This is a genomic window from Sulfitobacter sp. UBA1132 (genome assembly GCF_002311545.1).
In the GTDB taxonomy this organism is placed as follows: domain Bacteria; phylum Pseudomonadota; class Alphaproteobacteria; order Rhodobacterales; family Rhodobacteraceae; genus Sulfitobacter; species Sulfitobacter pontiacus.
Genome location: NZ_DCAN01000011.1, coordinates 455878 through 476783, shown reverse-complemented (window position 1 = coordinate 476783; position 20906 = coordinate 455878). Strand labels below are relative to the sequence as shown.

The following is a 20906-nucleotide window of genomic DNA, read 5'->3' as shown; positions in this document are numbered from 1 at the left end:
GTCCTACAGCGCTTCCGCGCCGGAAATGATTTCGATCAGCTCGTTGGTGATGACGGCCTGACGCGAACGGTTATACTCGATGGTCAGATCTTCGATCATGTCACCGGCGTTCCGTGTAGCGTTGTCCATTGCCGACATCCGGGCACCCTGTTCAGAGGCCGCGTTTTCCAGCAGAGCCGAGAAGATCGCCGTTGCTACGCCGCGCGGCAGCAGGTCGGCCAGGATGGCCTCTTCGCTGGGCTCGTAGTCGAACAGTGTCGTCGCCTCGTCCGCGCCTTCGGTCTCTTCGAAGGTCGCCGGGATGATCTGCTGTGCCGTCGGGATCTGGCTGACGACGTTCACGAACTTCGCATAGAAGATCGTGGCGATGTCATATTCACCCGCGTCAAAACGGCCAAGTACGTCCTTGGCGATCCCCTGCGCATCGGCATAGCCAAGGCGCTTGACATCGCTGAGGTCAACGTGACCGACCAAAAGGTCGCCAAAGTCACGACGGATGCTGTCGCGGCCTTTCTTGCCAACGGTCAAAATCTTGACCTCCTTACCCTTGGCGATAAGGCCACGGGCATGGGCTTTGGCAAGCTTGGCGATGTTGGCGTTAAAGCCACCGCACAGGCCACGTTCAGCGGTCATGACAACCAACAGGTGAACCTGATCCGACCCCGTGCCGCTCAGCAGCTTGGGGGCGGTGTCAGACCCACCTACCGATGCAGCCAACCGCGACATCACAGCGTTAAAACGCTCTGTGTAGGGGCGGGACTGCTCGGCAGCTTCCTGCGCGCGGCGAAGCTTCGCCGCGGCAACCATTTGCATGGCTTTCGTGATCTTGCGGGTCGATTTGACCGACGCGATCCGGTTTTTTAGGTCCTTGAGGTTTGGCATGTGCCCTCCCTCCCTTAAGCGAAGTCAGCGGCGAAAGAATCGATGGCAGCTTTGATCTTGTCTTCCAGCTCACCCTTCACCTTGCGGTCGTTGTTGGTGATGTCAGCCATCAGGTCGGCGTGCTTGCTGCGCAGATGCGCCAGCAGGCCCGCTTCAAAGCGGCCGACTTCTTTGACGTCGATCTTGTCGAGGTAGCCGTTTGTACCCGCATAGATCACGCAGACGATTTCCGCGTTGGTCAGAGGGGAGTACTGAGGCTGCTTCATCAGCTCTGTCAGGCGCGCACCACGGTTCAGCAGCTGCTGAGTGGAGGCATCAAGGTCGGAACCGAACTGAGCAAAGGCCGCCATTTCGCGGTACTGAGCCAAGGACAGCTTAACCGGACCAGCAACAGAAGACATCGCTTTGGTCTGAGCCGAGGACCCAACGCGCGAAACCGACAGACCGGTGTTCACAGCAGGACGGATACCTTGGTAGAACAATTCGGTTTCCAGGAAGATCTGACCGTCGGTGATCGAGATCACGTTGGTTGGAATAAACGCGGAAACGTCACCACCCTGGGTTTCGATGATCGGCAGCGCTGTCAAAGAGCCGTTGCCTGCGTCATCACCCAGTTTCGCCGAACGCTCGAGCAGACGGGAGTGGAGATAGAAAACGTCACCTGGGTAAGCTTCACGCCCGGGCGGACGACGCAGCAGCAGGGACATCTGGCGGTAGGACACGGCTTGCTTGGAAAGGTCATCATAGATGATCAGCGCGTGACGGCCGTTGTCGCGGAAGAATTCCGCCATAGCTGTTGCGGAGTATGGTGCGAGGTACTGCATAGGCGCAGGCTCGGACGCGGTGGCGGCAACAACGATGGAATAATCAATCGCGCCTGTTTCCTCGAGCTTTTTAACCAGCTGGGCAACAGTCGAACGTTTTTGGCCGATCGCAACGTACACGCAGTACATTTTCTTGCTCTCGTCGTCGCCTGCGGCGTCGTTGATCTGCTGTTGGTTCAGGATCGCGTCCAGAGCAACGGCAGTTTTACCGGTCTGACGGTCACCAATGATCAGCTCACGCTGGCCACGGCCAACGGGGATCATCGCGTCAACGGATTTCAGGCCAGTCGCCATTGGCTCGTGTACCGATTTCCGTGGGATAATGCCGGGGGCTTTAACGTCCGCGAGGCCACGCTCGGTGGATTCGATGGGGCCTTTGCCGTCGATGGGGTTACCCAGACCGTCAACAACACGACCCAGCAGACCGTTGCCGATTGGCACGTCCACGATGGAGTTGGTGCGCTTGACGGTGTCGCCTTCTTTGATGTCGCGGTCGGAACCGAAGATAACAACACCAACGTTGTCTGTCTCGAGGTTCAGGGCCATGCCCATGATGCCGCCGGGGAATTCGACCATCTCGCCAGCCTGGACGTTGTCCAGACCATACACGCGAGCGATACCATCACCAACGGACAGAACGCGGCCAACTTCGGCAACTTCTGCTTCTTGACCAAAGTTCTTGATCTGGTCCTTCAGGATCGCAGAAATCTCTGCAGCTTGGATACCCATTTATCCGACCTCTTTCATTACATTCTGGAGGGAATTGAGCTTTGCGCGGATCGACGTGTCGATCATCTTAGAGCCCACTTTTACGATAAGACCGCCAATGAGGGAGTCATCAACGGTCGCATTCAACGTTACTTTTTTGCCTGTGGTCGCGGCGAGCGACTTGGACAGTTTTTCGGACTGCGCTTTGGTCAGCGCCTTGGCCGAAATCACATCAGCAGTCACTTCGCCTTTTTCAACGGCGATGATGTCACGCAGGTTCTGGACCAGCTGCGGCAGGACAAACAGACGGCGCTTGTTGGCCATCAGTTCCAGCGTGCTGGCGAGCGTCTGGGACAGGTCCATCTTTTTGGCGATGGCACTGATCGACGCGGCTTGCTGTTCGCGCGTGTAGATCGGCGAATTGATCAGATCGCGGAAATCTTCGCTTTCGGCCAATGCGGCTTGCAGCGCATCAAGATCTTTCTCGATCTGGGGAAGGGCTTTGGCCTCTTGGGCCAGCTCGTACACGGCGGTCGCATAGCGTTGTGCGATACCTGTAGAGATTGATGCTGTTTCGGACACGTCCATCCTCTCATACGTCAGGGCCGGATAAGCGAATACATCGCGTCACCGGGGTGTTGGCGCGACTTGAAATTACCCAAGACGTCTAAATCAGGGCGGATGTAGCAGACGGACCCGCATCCCGCAACACAGTATAGTGAGGTTGCCACAGGAAAGCGCCCCTTATTCTTAGCGCAATGCACCCCTGCGACGCTTTGACCTGATCAACCTGCCTAAAAATCAATAGACATCCGGCAATTTCGGGTGTGCCAGCGATTCTTGCCGCCGTGGCGCGGGGGTCACATAGGCTGCGGCAGGACCGCCTGAACGGCCGAAGGCGTCACCGCGCCGACCCCTTCCAAAACGCGGATCGACCGGCGTGCTGGCGTGCGTGCAACCTTGCCCTTGGGCGGGTACACCAGCTTGGTCACCTCGACCATAAACGCCCCGCCCGCCATGATCGTCGGCATGTGCCGCCCGACCTTTTCAAACAGCGGCCCCGCGCGCCGGAACGTCCGTCTGGTCGAGGGCATCAGATACAGCGCACCCAACTGGCGCTCTGGCAGGAACTGGTGTTTGCGCAGTTGCGTTTCGAGCTGCCCCAGCGAATAGGGTCGCCCGTATCCGAAGGGCGTGATATCGCTACGCGCCCAGAACCCTGCACGGTTGGGCACGATGAACAGCGCCCTGCCCCCCGGCCCCAACACGCGCCAGCATTCCTCCAGCAGGTCGCCCTGCCGGTCAGACGTTTCAAGCCCGTGCATCAGAACCAGCCGGTCGACATGTCCGGTTTCGATCGGCCAGAGCGTTTCTTCGGTCAGCACAGAGGTATTGGGCATGCCCGCAGGCCAAGGCATGACCCCCTGCGGCCCCGGCATCAGCGTCATCACCCGCCGCGCATCCGCCAGATAGGGGCGCAGCAAGGGGGCAGCGAAACCAAAGCCCACAACGGTCTGCCCCTTGGCCTCGGGCCAAAGCTCAAGCATGCGGGTACGCAAGGAATGCTGCGCCGCGCGGCCAAGGGCACTGCGATAGTAAAAGTTGCGCAGGTCTTGGACATCAAGGTGCATGGGCAAAGGGCCTTGTTGGGTGGATCGCCCCGACCCTAGACCAAAGCCACGCGCCGCAAAAGAGCGGACTGCGCGAAACCCGTTTGCAGGACCGCCCCGCCCGCGCTAGCGTGGTGATCCGCACCCCGAAACCCCGACCGGAGCCGCTGCCATGTCCTTTGATCTTGTGACCATCCCCTGCCTGTCCGACAACTACGCCTTCCTGCTGCGCGACCAGACCAGCGGCAAGGTCGCCTTGATCGACGTGCCCGAGGCCGCGCCGATCGCTGCCAAGCTGGACGAGTTGGGCTGGACGCTTACAGAAATCTGGCTGACCCATCACCACCCCGACCACATTCAGGGCGTGCCCGCGCTGGTGGCCGACCACCCTGCCCGGGTGATCGGTGCCAAGGCTGATGCCGAACGCCTGCCCCCGCTGGACGCGGCCTATGACGACGGGCAATCCTTCAGCTTCGGCGCGCATACGGTCGATGTGATCGACGTGTCGGGCCATACGGTCGGACATATCGCCTTTCACGTCCCCGCGGCCAAATGCGTCTTTACCGCCGACAGCCTGATGGCGCTTGGTTGCGGTCGCCTGTTCGAAGGCACGCCCGCGCAGATGTGGGACAGCCTGCAAAAGCTGATGCGCCTGCCAGCCGATACCACCGTATGTTCGGGTCACGAATACACGCAGTCGAACGCAAAATTCGCCCTGACGGTTGATCCGGAAAACACGGCACTTATATCTCGTTCAAGAGAGATCGATCAGGCCCGTGCTGATGGCGAGCCGACAGTTCCCTCGACGCTTTCAACGGAACTTGAAACCAACCCCTTTCTGCGCCCGTCCGATCCGGGCATCCGTGCGCAACTGGGGATGGTCAACGCCACCGACACCGATGTGTTTGCCGAAATTCGCGCGCGCAAAGACCGTTTCTGACCGCCGCAATCATGGTCTAAAATCGACGTTCACGATAAATGTGACAGCGATATTGCAGAAAAACCTTGAAGCTGCGCCGTGATCAACCAAACTCTAATACTATGAGGCCATGCTCGGTTGCGGCGCGTCCTGTTTCTGACGCCCCCTCCGACACAGATCGAAAAGGAGCACGCCTGTGCCTTCATTCTCGTCTACCCTAGAACAAGCCATTCACGCGGCGCTGGCCCTTGCCAATGCGCGCAAACATGAATTCGCTACGCTTGAACATCTTCTTTTGGCCCTGATCGACGAACCCGACGCCGTGCAGGTGATGAAAGCCTGTTCCGTCGATATGACCGAACTGCGCGAAACGCTGGTCGAATTTGTCGATGAAGACCTGAACAATCTGGTCACCGATGTTGACGGCTCCGAAGCGGTGCCAACGGCAGCGTTCCAGCGGGTGATCCAGCGCGCGGCGATCCATGTGCAATCCTCTGGCCGGACCGAAGTGACCGGCGCGAACGTGCTGGTCGCGATCTTTGCAGAACGCGAAAGCAACGCCGCCTACTTCCTGCAAGAACAGGATATGACGCGCTATGATGCGGTCAATTACATCGCGCATGGCGTCGCCAAGGATCCGGCTTTCGGTGAACCACGCCCCGTGTCCGGTGCGCCGGATCACGAGGAAGAAGCCCAAGGCGTCACCGATGGCGACAAGAAAGAATCCGCGCTGGCGAAATACACCGTCGATCTGAACGCGAAATCCCGCGAAGGCGACGTTGATCCGCTGATCGGCCGATCGGACGAGGTGGAACGCTGCATCCAGGTGCTGTGCCGCCGCCGCAAGAACAACCCGCTGCTGGTGGGCGACCCCGGCGTCGGGAAAACCGCCATCGCCGAAGGGCTGGCGCGCAAGATCGTTGCCGGTGAAACGCCCGAGGTCTTGGCCGAAACCACGATCTACTCGCTCGACATGGGCGCGTTGCTGGCCGGCACCCGCTACCGCGGTGATTTCGAAGAACGCCTGAAAGCCGTGGTGACCGAACTGGAAGAACATGACAACGCCGTCTTGTTCATCGACGAGATCCACACCGTTATCGGTGCCGGTGCCACATCCGGCGGCGCGATGGATGCCTCCAACCTGCTGAAACCCGCGCTTGCGGGCGGCAAGCTGCGCACCATGGGGTCGACCACCTACAAGGAATTCCGCCAGCATTTCGAAAAAGACCGTGCCCTTGCGCGTCGTTTCCAAAAGATCGATGTGAACGAGCCTTCGGTCGAGGATGCGGTGAAAATCCTGCGGGGCATCAAACCCTACTTCGAGGATCACCACTCGGTCAAATACACCTCTGACGCGATCCGGACCTCGGTTGAACTGGCGCACCGCTATATCAACGACCGCAAACTACCTGACTCCGCCATCGATGTGATCGACGAAGCGGGCGCGGCGCAGCATCTGCTGGCGGCCTCTAAACGGCGCAAGACCATCGGCACCAAAGAAGTCGAAGCCGTGGTGGCCAAGATCGCGCGCATCCCGCCCAAGAACGTATCCAAGGATGATGTGATTGTGCTCAAGGATCTTGAGGCATCGCTGAAACGCGTCGTCTTCGGTCAGGACAAGGCGATCGAAGCCCTGTCGTCCGCGATCAAACTGGCCCGTGCTGGCCTGCGCGAGCCGGAAAAACCCATCGGCAACTACCTGTTCGCAGGACCGACAGGTGTAGGTAAGACCGAGGTGGCGAAACAGCTGGCCGACACGCTTGGTGTGGAACTGCTGCGTTTCGACATGTCTGAATACATGGAGAAACACGCCGTGTCCCGCCTGATCGGTGCCCCTCCCGGCTATGTCGGGTTTGATCAGGGCGGCATGTTGACCGATGGCGTTGACCAGCACCCGCACTGCGTTCTGCTGCTCGACGAGATGGAGAAAGCCCACCCGGACGTCTACAACATCCTGTTGCAGGTGATGGATCACGGCAAGCTGACGGACCATAACGGCCGGACAGTGGATTTCCGCAATGTCGTGCTGATCATGACGTCGAACGCAGGCGCGTCCGAGCAGGCGAAGGAAGCGATCGGCTTTGGCCGTGACCGTCGCACCGGCGAGGATACCGCCGCGATCGAACGGACCTTCACGCCCGAATTCCGCAACCGTCTGGACGCGGTGATCAGCTTTGCGCCGCTTCCGAAAGATGTGATCTTGCGGGTGGTCGAGAAGTTCGTGCTGCAGCTTGAAGCTCAGCTGATGGACCGCAACGTGACGATTGAACTGTCCACCAAAGCCGCAGAATGGCTGGGCGACAAAGGCTATGATGCACGAATGGGTGCGCGCCCCCTTGGACGCGTCATCCAAGAGCACATCAAAAAGCCCCTCGCCGAAGAGCTGCTGTTCGGCAAGCTGGCGAAAGGTGGTGTGGTCAAGGTCAACGTCAAGAAGGGCGAGCTGGACCTGACGATCCTCGGGTCGGAAAACCCCAAGCTGACAGGCAACAAGCCACCGTTGCTGACAGCTGAATGATACCACGCAGCGCCGTATTTGCGCTTGCCCTGCCCTTTGCCAGCCCCGTGCTGGCAGAGGGTTTTCTTATCTCCCCTCCCCTTGACTGCGACCTTGGCACAGACTGCTTCATCCAGCAGTATGTAGATAGCGCCCCGTCGTCTGATGCGATGGATTTCACCTGTGCCGCGTTAAGCTATGACGGGCATAAAGGCACGGATTTCGCACTGTCCAGCCGGGCCCGTATCGCCGACAACATCCCCGTCCTTGCCAGCGCTGCAGGCCGTGTCACCGGTATGCGCGACGGTATGGCTGACAGCGGCTATACCAGCGAAAACGCCGCCGGTATCGACGGTAAGGAATGTGGCAACGGCGTCGTGCTTGACCACGGGAACGGTTGGGAAACCCAGTACTGCCACCTCAAACAAGGCTCCGTCAGCGTTACCACGGGGCAAGAGGTCGCTTTGGGCGATACCATCGGCTTTGTCGGGCAGTCGGGAAAGGCCGCCTTCCCCCATGTGCATCTGTCGGTGCGCAAAGATGGGGCCGTCGTTGACCCCTTCGATCCCGATGGGACGACCCGCTGCGACGCGCCCGGTGATAGCAATCTTTGGGCCGAACGGCCCGACTACCGCGCCGGTGGGCTGATCAGCATTGGTTTTGCCGATGCGGTCCCCGCCTATGACGCCATCAAACAAGGCGATGCGGCCGCAGCCTCCCTGCCCGTGGATGCGGATGCGCTGGTTGTCTGGGGCTATATGTTTGGCACGCGGGCAGATGACATCGTGAACCTGTCCATCGCCGGCCCTGACGGCATGGTGATCGCGGATGATGTGACGCTGACCAAAACCCAGGCCCAAGCCTTTCGCGCCATCGGCAAACGTAGCCGCGTGGACTGGCCCGCCGGCACCTATACCGGCACGGTGACGATGATCCGCGGCCTGCAGATCATCAGCCAACGCAGCACGGAAATCGAGGTCAAATAACGCTACCTCTCGGTCAGCTTCAGCTCGATCCGGCGGTTTTGTGCGCGGGCGGCTTCGGTGTTGCCACTGGCAACGGGCTGATATTGGCCAAAGCCGTTCGCGGCCAGCCGTTCCGGTGCGATCCCGAGGAAGTTGATCATATATTTGACCACCGACAGGGCGCGCGCCTGACTAAGCTCCCAGTTATCCGCAAATTCGCCCAACCCCGACAGCGGCTGGTTGTCGGTATGCCCGTCTACGCGAATGACCCAGTCGATTTCAGGCGGGATATCGGCCGCAATGTTGCGCAGGATACCGGCGACCTTGGCGATCTCTCCGCGACCATCGGCGGACAGCGTGGCGGCCCCCGGGGGGAACAACACCTCGGAAGAGAAGACGAAACGGTCCCCCTCGATGCGCACACCCTCCTGATTGCCCAAAAGCGCGCGCAAGCGGCCAAAGAACTCGGACCGGTATTGTTCGAGGTTCTTCGTCTCGGCCTCAAGCCGCGCACGTTCAGCCGCTTCAAGCTCGGCGCGGCGGCGTTCTTCGGCGGCGACCCGTGCGAGGGCGGTGTTCAGATCTGACCCCAACGATTGCAACTGCACCTCTTTCGCGGCATCGCGTGCGACGGCATCATCCAGCAGGGATTGCAGTTCCCCCAACTGGCCGCGCAGGGCGGCAACCTGCTGGTTCAACAACTCTGTCTGGCGTTGTGCCGCGGCAGTCGCCGCTTCTTCCTGCGCCAGCTCGGACCGCGCAGCATCCAGTAAAGCGGCCTGTTTCTCTGCATCCGACAGCTCTGCCTCGGCGCGGTTCTCAGCGGCAAGCTTTGCCGCAAGCGCATCCGCCAGTTTGGCGCGCAGCTCTGCCCGATCGGCCTGTGTTGCCTCGAGATTTTCGGTTTCCGCCAGCGCAGCGGCAAGTTCTGCATCCAGCGTTTCCTTGGCAGCGCGGGCGGCGGCGAGCAGGGTCAGCGTATCCTCGGCCTCTTTGCGCTGCGTCTCTAGCGCCAGCGTCATTGCGGTCAGCTCTGCATCGGCGTTTTCCAGCTTTTCACGCAAGCGTTCGGCGGCAGCGGCTTCGGCCAGACGGGCGGCTTCGGCCTCTGACAGCGCCGCGGCGTTCTGCGCGGCGGCGGTTTCCAACGCGGCCTGCGCATCCTGATTTTGCGCCCGCAGATCATCCACCAGCGCTGACAGCGCATCACGGCGGGCGGCGGCAAGGCGGGCGGCTTCGGCCTGAGCGTCCGTCTCTGTCCGCGCCTGCGCCAAGGCAAGGTTCAACGCCTCTTGCGCGCTCAGCAGTTCTTCTTGTCGTGTCTCAAGCGCCTCTCCACGGGCGACCGCCGCATCCCGCTGGGACAACAGACTTGCCACCTGCGCCTCGAAACCGGTGATCTTGGCCTCTGCCGCGTCAAGCTGTGCGGCCTGCGCATCGCGTGTCGCGGTCAAGGAGGCGATCATCGCCGCCTGCTCTGCCGCCTGATCGCGGGCAGCGGTGAGGGATGTGTTCAGCGTCCCCAGTTCTGCCTCAAGCTCGGCCGTGGTTTGCCGTTCCATCCCAAGCGCTTGCGCCAGCGCCGCGACTTCACCCGACAGTGAATTCAGTTCGTTCTCTTGGCCGTTGATCCGCTGGGTCTGTACGGCTTGCAGCACCATAAAGATGGTCAGCACGAACATCAGCACCAGCAAAAGACCCGTCATCGCATCCACGAATCCCGGCCAGATCGAGCCTTGAAACCGTGCTCCAGTGCGTCGGGAAAGCGCCATGGTCAGCTGCCCTCGGTGTCGGTACGGTCAGGGGTGCGCAAGCGGCGCGGCTCAGCGCCACGCGGGGCCGACAGCGCCTTGGCCAGCAAGGATATATCCTTGCGCAACTCGGCCATAGTCTCCTGCCGTCCGGCTGAAATCTCTTCGAGAATACGCAGCATCTGCACATCGATCGACCGCAGGCGCATCCGGCTTTCCGCATCCGCGCGTTCGTGTTCACCCTGCCCTTCAAGCACGGCCACCATACGCTCCTGCCCCTTGGCGATCCGGTCAAGGCTTTCGGCCGGCGTATCGGTCTGTGCGGCCCGCGCCGACAGTTCCTCCATCGTGGCGGCCAGCGCACCGATCTTGCTGTTCAGCGCGGTCTGGCTTTCCGCCGATTGTCCGATCAGCTGACGCAGGCTGTCCATCTGTTCGGCCATGTGATCCAGCACACCTGCCACCGCGTTTTGATCCGACGCCCCATCCTCGCCCGAGGAAAAACCAACGCGGGTGATCGAGCTGAGCCAATCTTCAAGCTCTTGATAAAAGCGGTTCTGCCCGTGACCGGCAAAGAGTTCAAGCAAGCCAACCACCAGCGATCCCGCCAGCCCCAAAAGGGACGACCCGAACGCCACCCCCATACCGCCAAGCTGCGATTCCAGCCCTGTCATCAGGCGCGCGAACATATCGGTGCTGCCGTCCCCTTCTTGCGGGGCGAGGCTGCGGATGGTTTCAACAACAGCCGGTACGGTCGTCGCCAAGCCGTAGAACGTGCCCAGAAGCCCGAGGAAGATCAGCATGTTGACGATATAGCGCGTGATCTCGCGCGCTTCGTCGATGCGGGTGGCGACTGAATCGAGGATAGATCGGGTAGAGGTTGCGTTCACCTGCATCCGCGCACCGCGTGTGCGCAGCAGCGATGCCAGCGGTGCCAGCAGCTGCGGGGCGACGGCATCGGCATTGGGCGCGTCAGAGGCAAAATTCTCGATCCAGCGGACAGAGCCGATCAGCTGCACCACCTGGTAAAAGCAGGCAATCACACCGATGAAGAAAACGACGATAATGACCCCGTTCAAATAGGGGTTCGCCGCAAAAATAGGCAAAACGCTTGGCAGCGCCAGAAAAGCCCCGATGCAAGTCAGCCCGAGGGCGATCAGCATCAGCGTGATCTGCCGCACCGGCTGGGAAAACTGTGGTTTGGATTCGCGATCTGACTGCGCCATGCCTCGTGGCTCCTGACACTTTTGTGCTTCTGTTGCCGCAGCCTACACTTAATCCCGACGGTTATGCCACGGGTTTATGCGCATAAAGTCTTTACGCGGTCGTGCAGCCACGCCAGCGACGGATCATGCAGTCCGATCTGCGTCAGATGCGCTGCGGTGTTGAATAGGTATTCGGTATTCGGCCCCATGCCGCCAACCGCACCCGAGATGATCTGCGCCTGCTCTTCCAGCGGCAAGCCGCCGCAGTATTGGTCATGTTCTGCGTCAATCACGTAGACCAAAGCCGCGACCGTGCGCCCGTCCTCTAGCTGCACATCCAGGGTTTTCTCTACATAAGCCGACGACACAAGCTCGCGTTCGCGCAAATAGGCCAGCGTCGCCTCTTCGGTGCCCGGTGCCACGCGCAGCGCCATGCCATCGCAGGCCGTGCCGGTATCCGCATCCAGCGCCAGCACAAGCCCCGGACGTTCGACCGAGCCACGGTGGTGGATGGAGCGCATGCAGAAAGACCGCGCATACCCGGGCAACCGCCCGATCACGCTTTCCGCGACGTCAAACCCCGGTTTCCACAATAAGCTGCCGTAACCGAACACCCACATTGCCATGTCTCTGGTCCTTTATCATTGGCTTGTTTAAAGCTGCGCTATCGCAGGCGTTAATAAGGTGTTGGGTAAAATGGGCAAGGTCGTGTTGGTTATTGTCGTTCTGGCGGCGGTTTGGTGCGGATGGTGGGTCGCTGCCTCGTCCGGATTGCAGCGGGGCATCGCGAAACTGATCGAAACGCGCCGCGCAGCCGGATGGCAGGCAGACGTGGGCGAAATGAAAAAGCAGGGCTTCCCCACGCGGTTGCAAACCCGTCTGACCGATGTGACCCTGACCCCGCCGGCCCAAAATGCCGGGCGCGGGATCGCCAGCGCCGTCGCGGCAAAGCGCATCGACATCTCTACCCCCGCATACTGGCCCGGATATGTCACCGTAGCCTCGCCCTATGTCGAGCTTGGCCTGTCCGGCCCCAACCTGCGCGCCATGTTGTCGGCCGAGGACGTGACAACCGATCTGCGCCTACGCCCCAGTGTTTCCGGCCAGCTGGACCGGTTGACGCTGGATGGCGGAGCCTGGGTGCTTGATCTGCCCGTCACCGGCCCTGTCGAGGGGCACGGGTTGAACGTGAGCGCTGTGCAACAGACCGTCGGCCAGCCGATCTACGATCTGGCGCTGGACGCGCAAAACGTCACCCCCAGTGCCGCACTGCGCGGCCTGTTCGGCCTGCCCGACGATTGGGCAGAGGCGTTTGACACCGTCACCGCCAAAGCGACCATCACCTTTGACCGGCTGTGGGACCGCAAGGCCCTTGGCCCGACCCGCCCCCAGCCCCGCGTGATCGACCTGCGTCATGCCGAGCTTGCCTGGGGCGACATCGCCCTGTCCCTGCGCGGTACAATTGTGGTCGCCGAAGACGGTCTGGCAACAGGGACGCTGTCGGTCGCGGCACAAGACTGGCCGACGATGCTGACCATGGTTGAGAGCGCGGGATACATCCCCCCCAACTTCCGCCCCCAAGCGGAACAAATGCTGAAGGGGTTGGCACAAATGTCGGGGAACACCGATGCGCTGGATCTGGACATCACCGTGAAGGACGGAAAGATGTCTATGGGTTTCATCCCCTTGGGCCGAGCACCCAAGATTATCTTGCGCTGAATTGCGTTAAATCAACGGCAATAGGTCCCCTTGCGATACCGCGCCGTGTCGAAATGAAAGTGATCCAGATGGAAGCGGTTCGCTTTCGGGCCAAGCACGGTGCCAAAGGGCCCGCAGGCCCCCTTGTGCACCCGACGCATGGCCTTACGGCTGGCGGGGGCATTCCAGCCCTTCAACACACTGACCTCGGCTCCGCTGTGCATCTGGAAACCCGAGATATCGATCGCCCGCCCGCGCCCGTGTTCTGATATCTTGCCACCCGGCTGGTTGTTGCGCGTCCGGCAGGCGTAATGGGCGGCGACACGCAGCCCTCGCAGGCCACCCTGACCGGCAAAAGCGGGCTTTGCCGATTGATCAATCCATGTTTTCAATGCTTTGGCAGTCTTGCAATCCATCACCGCCGCTTGGCTCAACCGCACGCCCGACACCGACTGGATCTGCACCGCATCGCTGACGCCGCAGCCCTTTAGCTTGGGTTGCACCCGTCCGATCGCCTTGCCCTGAATGGAAATATCCCCGCATACCGCGCCCTTGGCCAGCAGGCGGCGTTTGGCCTTGGCCGCTTGCTCTAGCTTACGGCTGCGCAGGCTGGGCCGTAGCGAGGAGGAGATCTCGCCCGTGGCCGCTATCGCGCGTTTGGCCCCCACATTGCGCGGCGGCGTGGCAATCGACCCTTGGGGTGTCAGCGCAGCCCCCCCGGCCAAAGCCGGCGGGCGCAAAGAGGTATCGGGGCCGGCCAGTGCGGCACCGGAAAGCAGCGCGTATATCAGCGCCGTCCGGATCATTTATTGCCGGGTTGGCGACCAAAGTTCGGCGCGTCCGTGTCCTGCCCCGCTTCGATAATCCCGCGACGGATCGCGCGGGTACGGGTGAAGTAATCATGTAGATGATCGCCATCCCCCATACGGATCGCGCGCTGCAATGCGAAAAGCTCTTCCGTAAAGCGGCCCAGAATCTCGAGCGTGGCCTCCTTGTTGGTCAGGAACACATCGCGCCACATGGTCGGATCGCTTGCCGCAATGCGGGTAAAGTCACGAAAACCCGCAGCGGAATATTTGATCACTTCGCTATCGGTCACGCGGCGCAAATCGTCGGCCACGCCCACCATCGTATACGCGATCAAATGCGGCGCGTGGCTGGTCACCGCAAGCACCAGATCGTGATGCTCCGCATCCATTTCCTCGACATTGGCACCCATACCATCCCAGAGGTTCCGCAACCGCGAGATCGCATTGGCGTTGGTGTCGGGCACAGGCACCAGCAGGCACCAGCGGTTGTCAAAAAGCTCTGCAAAGCCGCTGCGTGGGCCGGAGTGTTCGGTCCCCGCCAAAGGGTGTGCGGGGATGAAATGCACCCCGTCGGGCAGCAGTGGGCCCACTTGCGCGATCACATCCGCCTTGACCGACCCCACATCCGTCACCGTGCAGCCGGGTTTGAGATGCCCGGCCATCTCGGCCGCGACCGACCCCATGACGCCGACGGGTACACAAAGCACCACAAGATCCGCGTCTTTCACTGTCTTGGCGATGGAATCGCAGACCTCGTCGCACAGGCCAATCTCGCGGGCGGTGTCGCGGGTTTCGGCGCTGCGTGCAAAGCCCGACACATGGCCCGCAAGCCCGCCGCGCTTCATCGCCCAGAACATCGAAGAGGCGATCAGCCCCAAGCCGATCAGCGCGACTTTCTCATAAATTACGGGCATATCAGTCGCCTTTAAACTGTCGGATCGCATGCACCACGCGGCGGCATGCGCTTTCATCGCCCACGGTGATCCGCAAGCAGGTCGGCAGCTGGTAGCCCGCCACGCGCCGCACGATCAACCCTTGGGTCTTGAGGTATTCATCACAGGCCTCGGCCTCGTCCTGCGACTTGAACCGTGCGAGGATGAAGTTCGCGCAAGACACATCAGACGGCACGCCGATCTCTGCCAGCGCATCAGCCATCCAATTGCGCCATTTGGCGTTCTCGCTCCGGCAATGGGCGGCGTAGCCGGTATCCTTGATCGCCGCCGTCGCGGCATTCAGCGCGGCCTGCGACAGGTTGAACGGCCCGCGCACACGATTCAGCACGTCAATAATATGCGCCGGAGCATAGCCCCAACCGATCCGCAGCCCGCCCAGACCGTACAGCTTGGAGAACGTCCGCGTCATCACGATATTATCGTGGCTATCGACCAAAGCCGCGCCGCCGTCATAGCCTTCGACATATTCGGCATAGGCCCCGTCGAGCACCAGAATTGCCTGTTTGGGGATACCGGCGGCAAGACGTTCAATCTCGCTCAGCCCGATCATGGTGCCGGTGGGGTTGTTCGGGTTTGCGATGAACACCAGCCGCGTTTTGTCGGTGCAGCCCGCGAGCAGCGCATCCACATCCGTGACCCGTTCGTTTTCGGGAACTTCGACCGGGGTCGCCCCGTTGGCCAGCGCGGAGATCCGGTACATGCCAAAGCCGTGCACCGTGTGCAGCACCTCTGTCCCCTCGCCCGAGAACGCTTGGCACAAAAAGGCGATGATCTCGTCCGAGCCGGCCCCGCAAATGATGCGGTCAGCGTCCAGCCCGTGCACCTGCGCGATCGCCTGACGCAGCGCGGTATGATCAGAGGACGGATAGCGGTGCAGATCATAGGACGCATCGCGGAACGCTTTGACGGCCGCGTCGGACGGGCCAAGCGGGTTCTCGTTCGAGCTGAGCTTGATCACATTATCAAGCCCCGCCACATGGGACGCCCCGCCTTGATACAGCGCGATGTCCATAATGCCGGGTTGCGGGCGAATAGCGGTTGTCATCTGTCATGTCTCCTGTCGGGCGGACCATAAACGCGCGCCGTCGCCAGCGCCACTACGATCTTGTCCCAGCGTCATATGGCCCCGCGCTAAAGGCGCGTCACCAAACGCAAAAAGGGCCACGCCGGTCTTTCCAGCGTGGCCCCTTCGGCATTGATATGCGAGGAACCTTAGTTCTTCGCGTAGAATTCGACCACGAGGTTCGGTTCCATCATGACAGGGTATGGTACGTCGCCCAAAGCGGGGGTGCGCACGAATGTCGCTGTCATCTTGGAGTGATCCGCCTCGATGTAGTCAGGCACGTCACGCTCTGCCAGTTGCGTCGCTTCGAGCAGGGCAACCATTTGCTTGGAACGGTCACGCACTTCGATCACGTCGCCTTCTTTGACGCGGTAGGAAGGAATGTTAACCTTCTTGCCGTTCACTTTGACGTGCCCGTGGTTCACGAACTGGCGCGCAGCGAAAACGGTCGCGACGAATTTGGCGCGGTATACAACGGCGTCCAGACGACGCTCCAGCAGACCGATCAGGTTTTCACCGGTGTCGCCTTTTACACGCTCGGCTTCACCGTAGATGCGGCGGAATTGCTTTTCGGTCAGATCGCCGTAGTAGCCTTTCAGCTTCTGCTTGGCGCGCAGCTGAATGCCGAAGTCGGACATTTTGCCCTTGCGGCGCTGACCGTGCTGGCCGGGGCCGTATTCACGACGGTTCACTGGGGACTTAGGACGGCCCCAGATGTTTTCGCCCATACGGCGGTCAATTTTGTGCTTGGCAGCTGTACGCTTAGTCACGGCTGTTCTCCTTTTTGAGGCCCCCGCAGGATTGCGACGGGCGGTAAAGGGCGTTGTCCTCTGGCCGAAGCCTGACAGGGTTCCCCTTGCGGGGTCCACCAACACCAATCAAGCGGCGCTTATACGGTGCTGCGGGTTGGAGTCAATGCACGAACTTGGCCCAATTAGCCTCAAATCGTAGCTTATTGGGCAGCAGCGGCCGGGAAGTCCGTGAAAATGCGCATTTCGATGAACGCTCCGCCGCCCTACGTCATGTGACCCGCCGAACGTTGCCTTAAAATCGCCAAAATCGTTAACAAAAAGTTAAAGCGGGCACTTTTAAGTTGAAATGTTAACGATTGTCACGCAGCATCAAGGTGTTGAACGGTTTGAGGGGGCTAGTGTGACGCATAACATGGGCTATCGCGGCGGATACTGTTTGCATCCAATGCACTTCATCGGAACTCATAACGCAGTTGTGGTGCATCGCGTCGAAAGACCACGCGCATGAGGATCTTGGCCGTCGAGGACAATCAAGATCTGCGCAATTTGCTAGAAGAATATCTTCGGACGCAAGATCACGAATATGTCCGCACGGCCGCCTCCGGCAAGGAGGCGCTTGAAGTCATCCATAGCGCGCCGGTTATTTTCGACTGCCTACTGCTCGACATCCAGATGCCGGAAATGTCCGGCGTAGAACTGATCCCCCACATCCGACAAATCGACGGGTACGAATTCGTGCCCATCATCATGCTCACCGGGGTAAAGAACAGCGAAAGCATCGCGAAATCCTTCGTGGCGGGCGCGTGGGACTATATCATCAAACCGTTCGAGTTCTTCGACCTTGAGGCACGCATTCATGGTGCGGAAATGCGCAACGCCGAATTTGTCCGGCACCTGAAACGCCCGCATGAATCCCCCAACCAAGAGAATTTCGACGTTCTGAAAGAGCTCGCGCTCGACCGTCCAATGTCGCCGTCCGAGCTTTCCGAGAGCGGCCTTGTCCCGCAGGACGCCTTTGAAAACTGCATTATGCGCATGCAATCCGAGTTTGGTGGCGGCATGCAGATCGCTGTGATCGTGCTGCAGAACTTTGCGGATGTGCTTGCGCAGGTTCCGCAAGACCAGCGCGTCGAGTTTTCTGTCGGATTGGCACGCAGGTTGACCGATGCGCTCAGCAGCCTGAACCTTATCGTGACATATCGATCAAACGGCACCTTCGCCGCGCTCTCGCCCGCGCTTAAAACGCAATCCACGCTCAACATCGCTGACGTGGTGAAGAACGCCGTCCAGACTTCGCCAGAGGCAGCATGTCATCGCGATATCGTGGTCAACCTCGACTACTGCCGCACCAAGGCATTCTCGACCAGCGGCGACACGATTGTGATGCTTGACCAACTCGCAAAGCGCCTAAGTACCGTTACCGCCTAACACGGTAACAGCGGCCTAGCCGGCGTCCCAGTCGTGTTTGGGCCTTTGCGCCACAGCCTGATGACGGGGACAGCACGTCAAATGGTCATTCACCATGCCCACAGCCTCCATAAACGCATAGACGATTGTCGGGCCGCAGAACTTAAACCCCCGTTTTTTCAAATCAGCCGATATCTGCTTTGAAAGCGGCGTCCATGCGGGAACATCCGACTGACGCTCAAACCGGTTTTGCAGTGGCTCGAACCCCACGTATTTCCATAAGTACCGATCAAATCCCTCCTTCTTTTCAATCTCTTGCCAAACGCGTGCATTTGTAATCGCCGCCTCGATCTTTCCGCGGTGGCGGATAATGCCGGGGTTGGCGAGCAAGCGTTCAACCTCGGCTTCACCCCATGTAGCGATGACATTAGGGTCAAAACCGGCAAAAGCCTCGCGGAAATTCTCTCGCTTTTTAAGTATCGTGATCCAACTCAGCCCTGCCTGAAAGCCATCAAGGATCAGTTTTTCCCAAAGCGCGCGGCTGTCATACTCCGGCACACCCCAGTCAGTGTCATGATAATCCAGATAAATTTGCTCTGGCCCAGCCCAGTCACACCGCTGCATCCACATCCCCTTCTCCGACGGATCTGGCCGGATGGCTAAAATTTGTACTGCATTGCCGCGTTAACCCGGCGTTACAAGTTTCCGCGCCAAGGTGACATGAGTACAGCGATAAATGGAAGCGCCACTTTGGAAGATATATCACCACACCCGCTCGCCGATCTGCCCGAGGGAACGAAAAACCCGCTCGACTACGCGCTGACCCAACGCGACGGCAGCACGCTGGCCATGGTCAGGGCTGCTGTCGCGCATAATCAGACGTTGATGGCATACCAGCCTGTCATGCGGGACGCGGACGACCCCAAAATCGCCTTTTACGAGGGGTTTATTCGCATTCTGGATCCCACCGGTCGCGTCATCCCCGCCCGCGAATTCATGCCCGTGGTCGAGAAGACCCAGCTTGGCCGCGAGATTGATGTGCTATCGCTCAATGCGGGGCTTGCCGCGCTGAGCGAAAACAAAGGGTTACGCCTTTCCATCAACATGTCCGCGCGCTCTATCGGGTATGCGGGATGGACGACCCTTTTGAACCGGTGGCTGTCGCGCGACGGCACCATTGGCGAACGTCTCATCCTAGAAATTAGCGAAAAATCGGCGATGCAGATGCCAGAGCTTGTCGCCAGCTTTATGGACCAGCTCCAGACACGGGGCGTTTGCTTTGCATTGGATAACTTTGGCTCTGACTACATCGCCATCCGCTATTTGAAAGAGATGTTCTTTGACATTCTGAAGATCGACGGGCAGTTCGCCCGCGGCGTAAGCGACCACCCCGACAATCGTGCAATCGTGTCGATCATGGTGTCGATTGCCCGCAACTTCGACATGATTACCGTCGCCGAACAGGTGGAAAATCAAGACGATGCATCCCTGCTTCTCGCGCTTGGGGTCGATTGCCAACAGGGCTTTCTGTATGGCGCACCAACCACCCAACCCTACTGGCAGAGCACGCCGGAAGAGCGCAAAAATGCGTAAGCGAACATGGCGCGATTGCCGCATGTGCAGCAATGGGATATGTCCAAACCATAGAAGACGGGGGAACGGGAAAACGCCGTATTATATTACCCCACGTCAGTAGTTCAGGGGAAGAACACATATGACCAACGTTGTCATCGCATCCGCAGCGCGCACGCCTGTCGGCAGCTTCAGCGGATCCTTTGCAAATACACCAGCGCACGATCTGGGCGCCGCGGTGCTGAAAGAGATCGTCGCCCGCGCAGGCATCGACCCTTCCGAGGTCAATGAAACAATTCTGGGTCAGGTTCTGACCGCCGCTCAGGGGCAAAACCCTGCCCGCCAGGCACATGTTAATGCGGGCCTGCCTATCGAAAGCGCTGCATGGTCGATCAACCAGGTCTGCGGCTCCGGTCTGCGCGCGGTCGCTTTGGCAGCACAGCACATCCAATTGGGCGACGCCGATATTGTGGCAGCCGGCGGTCAGGAAAACATGTCGATGAGCCCCCACGCACAAAATCTGCGTCCGGGCCAGAAAATGGGCGACGTGCAACTTATCGATACGATGATCCGCGACGGTCTGTGGGATGCGTTCCACGGGTACCATATGGGTCAAACAGCTGAAAACGTTGCCGCTAAATGGGATATCAGCCGCGACGCCCAAGACGCATTCGCGGTGGCCTCGCAGAACAAAGCCGAAGCCGCCCAGAAGGCTGGTAAATTCCAGGACGAAATCGTGCCGTTCACCGTCAAAACCCGCAAGGGCGAGGTGGTTGTCGATCAAGATGAATACATCCGCCACGGTGCCACGATGGAAGCGATGCAGAAACTGCGCCCCGCCTTCACCAAAGACGGTTCCGTCACCGCAGCCAATGCGTCCGGCCTGAACGACGGCGCCGCTGGCGCATTGCTGATGTCCGCAGACAACGCCGAAAAGCGCGGCATCACACCTTTGGCGCGCATCGCGTCCTATGCGACCGTTGGCCTGGACCCGACGATCATGGGTGCCGGCCCGATCTATGCATCGCGTAAAGCGCTTGAGAAAGCGGGTTGGAAGGCCGAGGATCTAGACCTTGTCGAAGCCAACGAAGCGTTCGCGGCGCAGGCCTGCGCGGTTAACAAGGACATGGGGTGGGATCCATCGATCGTGAACGTAAACGGCGGTGCCATCGCAATCGGCCACCCCATCGGAGCCTCCGGCGCGCGCATCCTGAACACCCTTTTGTTCGAGATGCAGCGACGCGGCGCGAAAAAAGGCCTCGCGACCCTGTGCATCGGCGGCGGCATGGGC

19 protein-coding genes are annotated in these 20906 nt (G+C 60.1%); 7 read left to right on the top strand and 12 right to left on the bottom strand.

From position 1 onward, the window contains the following. Nucleotides 1-3: 3 nt before the first annotated feature. The 4 genes from B4F27_RS09955 to B4F27_RS09940 all read right to left on the bottom strand — a co-directional run bounded on the left by B4F27_RS09955 (nt 4) and on the right by B4F27_RS09940 (nt 4045). Complete coding sequence (locus B4F27_RS09955; protein ID WP_005849572.1) at nt 4-882, bottom strand: F0F1 ATP synthase subunit gamma; 879 nt, start codon at nt 880-882, stop codon at nt 4-6. A 14-nt stretch (nt 883-896) separates the two neighbouring features. Further along, a complete protein-coding gene (gene atpA, locus B4F27_RS09950) occupies nt 897-2435 on the bottom strand; it encodes a F0F1 ATP synthase subunit alpha (RefSeq protein WP_005849573.1) in 1539 nt (512 codons plus the stop codon). Then, nucleotides 2436-2996 carry a F0F1 ATP synthase subunit delta gene (locus tag B4F27_RS09945; RefSeq protein WP_174226613.1) on the bottom strand — a complete coding sequence of 187 codons (561 nt, stop codon included), beginning with the start codon at nt 2994-2996 and terminating at the stop codon, nt 2436-2438. It lies immediately after the preceding gene. Between the two features lie 278 nt (nt 2997-3274). Beyond that, a complete protein-coding gene (locus B4F27_RS09940; protein WP_005849577.1) occupies nt 3275-4045 on the bottom strand; it encodes a methyltransferase domain-containing protein in 771 nt (256 codons plus the stop codon). 151 nt (nt 4046-4196) lie between these two features. On the opposite strand from B4F27_RS09940, the gene gloB reads away from it, so the two are divergent. The 3 genes from gloB (at nt 4197) to B4F27_RS09925 (ending at nt 8426) form a co-directional block, all read left to right on the top strand. Then, on the top strand, nt 4197-4964 hold the full coding sequence (gene gloB, locus B4F27_RS09935; RefSeq protein ID WP_286759571.1) for a hydroxyacylglutathione hydrolase: 768 nt from the start codon (nt 4197-4199) through the stop codon (nt 4962-4964). A gap of 175 nt (nt 4965-5139) precedes the next feature. Further along, complete coding sequence (gene clpA / locus B4F27_RS09930; RefSeq protein ID WP_005849580.1) at nt 5140-7461, top strand: ATP-dependent Clp protease ATP-binding subunit ClpA; 2322 nt, start codon at nt 5140-5142, stop codon at nt 7459-7461. Then, nucleotides 7458-8426, top strand: coding sequence for a M23 family metallopeptidase (locus B4F27_RS09925; RefSeq protein ID WP_286759570.1), 969 nt, complete (start codon nt 7458-7460; stop codon nt 8424-8426). The genes clpA and B4F27_RS09925 overlap by 4 nt, the downstream gene beginning before the upstream one ends. A gap of 2 nt (nt 8427-8428) precedes the next feature. Here the strand turns inward: B4F27_RS09925 and B4F27_RS09920 are convergent, their stop codons facing one another. The 3 genes from B4F27_RS09920 to B4F27_RS09910 all read right to left on the bottom strand — a co-directional run bounded on the left by B4F27_RS09920 (nt 8429) and on the right by B4F27_RS09910 (nt 11987). Then, nucleotides 8429-10177, bottom strand: coding sequence for a peptidoglycan -binding protein (locus tag B4F27_RS09920; protein WP_286759569.1), 1749 nt, complete (start codon nt 10175-10177; stop codon nt 8429-8431). A gap of 2 nt (nt 10178-10179) precedes the next feature. Continuing rightward, nucleotides 10180-11382: a hypothetical protein gene (locus tag B4F27_RS09915; protein ID WP_005849585.1), complete on the bottom strand. Its 1203-nt coding sequence runs from the start codon at nt 11380-11382 to the stop codon at nt 10180-10182. A gap of 74 nt (nt 11383-11456) precedes the next feature. Continuing rightward, nucleotides 11457-11987 carry a gamma-glutamylcyclotransferase gene (locus tag B4F27_RS09910; RefSeq protein WP_005849587.1) on the bottom strand — a complete coding sequence of 177 codons (531 nt, stop codon included), beginning with the start codon at nt 11985-11987 and terminating at the stop codon, nt 11457-11459. A gap of 58 nt (nt 11988-12045) precedes the next feature. Here B4F27_RS09910 and B4F27_RS09905 point away from each other — a divergent pair, with 58 nt between their 5' ends. After that, nucleotides 12046-13080: a DUF2125 domain-containing protein gene (locus tag B4F27_RS09905; RefSeq protein ID WP_286759568.1), complete on the top strand. Its 1035-nt coding sequence runs from the start codon at nt 12046-12048 to the stop codon at nt 13078-13080. 11 nt (nt 13081-13091) lie between these two features. Here the strand turns inward: B4F27_RS09905 and B4F27_RS09900 are convergent, their stop codons facing one another. The 4 genes from B4F27_RS09900 to rpsD all read right to left on the bottom strand — a co-directional run bounded on the left by B4F27_RS09900 (nt 13092) and on the right by rpsD (nt 16654). Next, nucleotides 13092-13865, bottom strand: a complete 774-nt coding sequence (locus B4F27_RS09900) for an extensin family protein (RefSeq protein ID WP_286759567.1) — start codon at nt 13863-13865, stop codon at nt 13092-13094. Continuing rightward, nucleotides 13862-14782 (bottom strand): prephenate/arogenate dehydrogenase family protein, encoded by a 921-nt coding sequence (locus B4F27_RS09895; RefSeq protein WP_005849593.1) that lies wholly within the window; start codon nt 14780-14782, stop codon nt 13862-13864. The genes B4F27_RS09900 and B4F27_RS09895 overlap by 4 nt, the downstream gene beginning before the upstream one ends. A 1-nt stretch (nt 14783) precedes the next feature. Further along, complete coding sequence (gene hisC, locus B4F27_RS09890) at nt 14784-15866, bottom strand: histidinol-phosphate transaminase (RefSeq protein ID WP_074634717.1); 1083 nt, start codon at nt 15864-15866, stop codon at nt 14784-14786. A 167-nt stretch (nt 15867-16033) separates the two neighbouring features. Beyond that, on the bottom strand, nt 16034-16654 hold the full coding sequence (rpsD, locus tag B4F27_RS09885; protein ID WP_005849596.1) for a 30S ribosomal protein S4: 621 nt from the start codon (nt 16652-16654) through the stop codon (nt 16034-16036). A gap of 486 nt (nt 16655-17140) precedes the next feature. Between rpsD and B4F27_RS09880 the strand changes: the two genes are divergently transcribed. Beyond that, the gene (locus B4F27_RS09880; RefSeq protein ID WP_286759566.1) at nt 17141-18064 is read left to right on the top strand and encodes a response regulator; all 924 of its coding nucleotides are present in this window, start codon (nt 17141-17143) and stop codon (nt 18062-18064) included. A 15-nt stretch (nt 18065-18079) separates the two neighbouring features. Here the strand turns inward: B4F27_RS09880 and B4F27_RS09875 are convergent, their stop codons facing one another. Then, the gene (locus tag B4F27_RS09875) at nt 18080-18667 is read right to left on the bottom strand and encodes a DNA-3-methyladenine glycosylase I (protein WP_167543134.1); all 588 of its coding nucleotides are present in this window, start codon (nt 18665-18667) and stop codon (nt 18080-18082) included. A 126-nt stretch (nt 18668-18793) separates the two neighbouring features. Between B4F27_RS09875 and B4F27_RS09870 the strand changes: the two genes are divergently transcribed. After that, nucleotides 18794-19636, top strand: coding sequence for an EAL domain-containing protein (locus tag B4F27_RS09870; RefSeq protein WP_037966077.1), 843 nt, complete (start codon nt 18794-18796; stop codon nt 19634-19636). 121 nt (nt 19637-19757) lie between these two features. Then, nucleotides 19758-20906 (top strand): acetyl-CoA C-acetyltransferase (locus B4F27_RS09865; RefSeq protein WP_286759565.1); only part of this gene is annotated, 1149 nt, incomplete at its 3' end.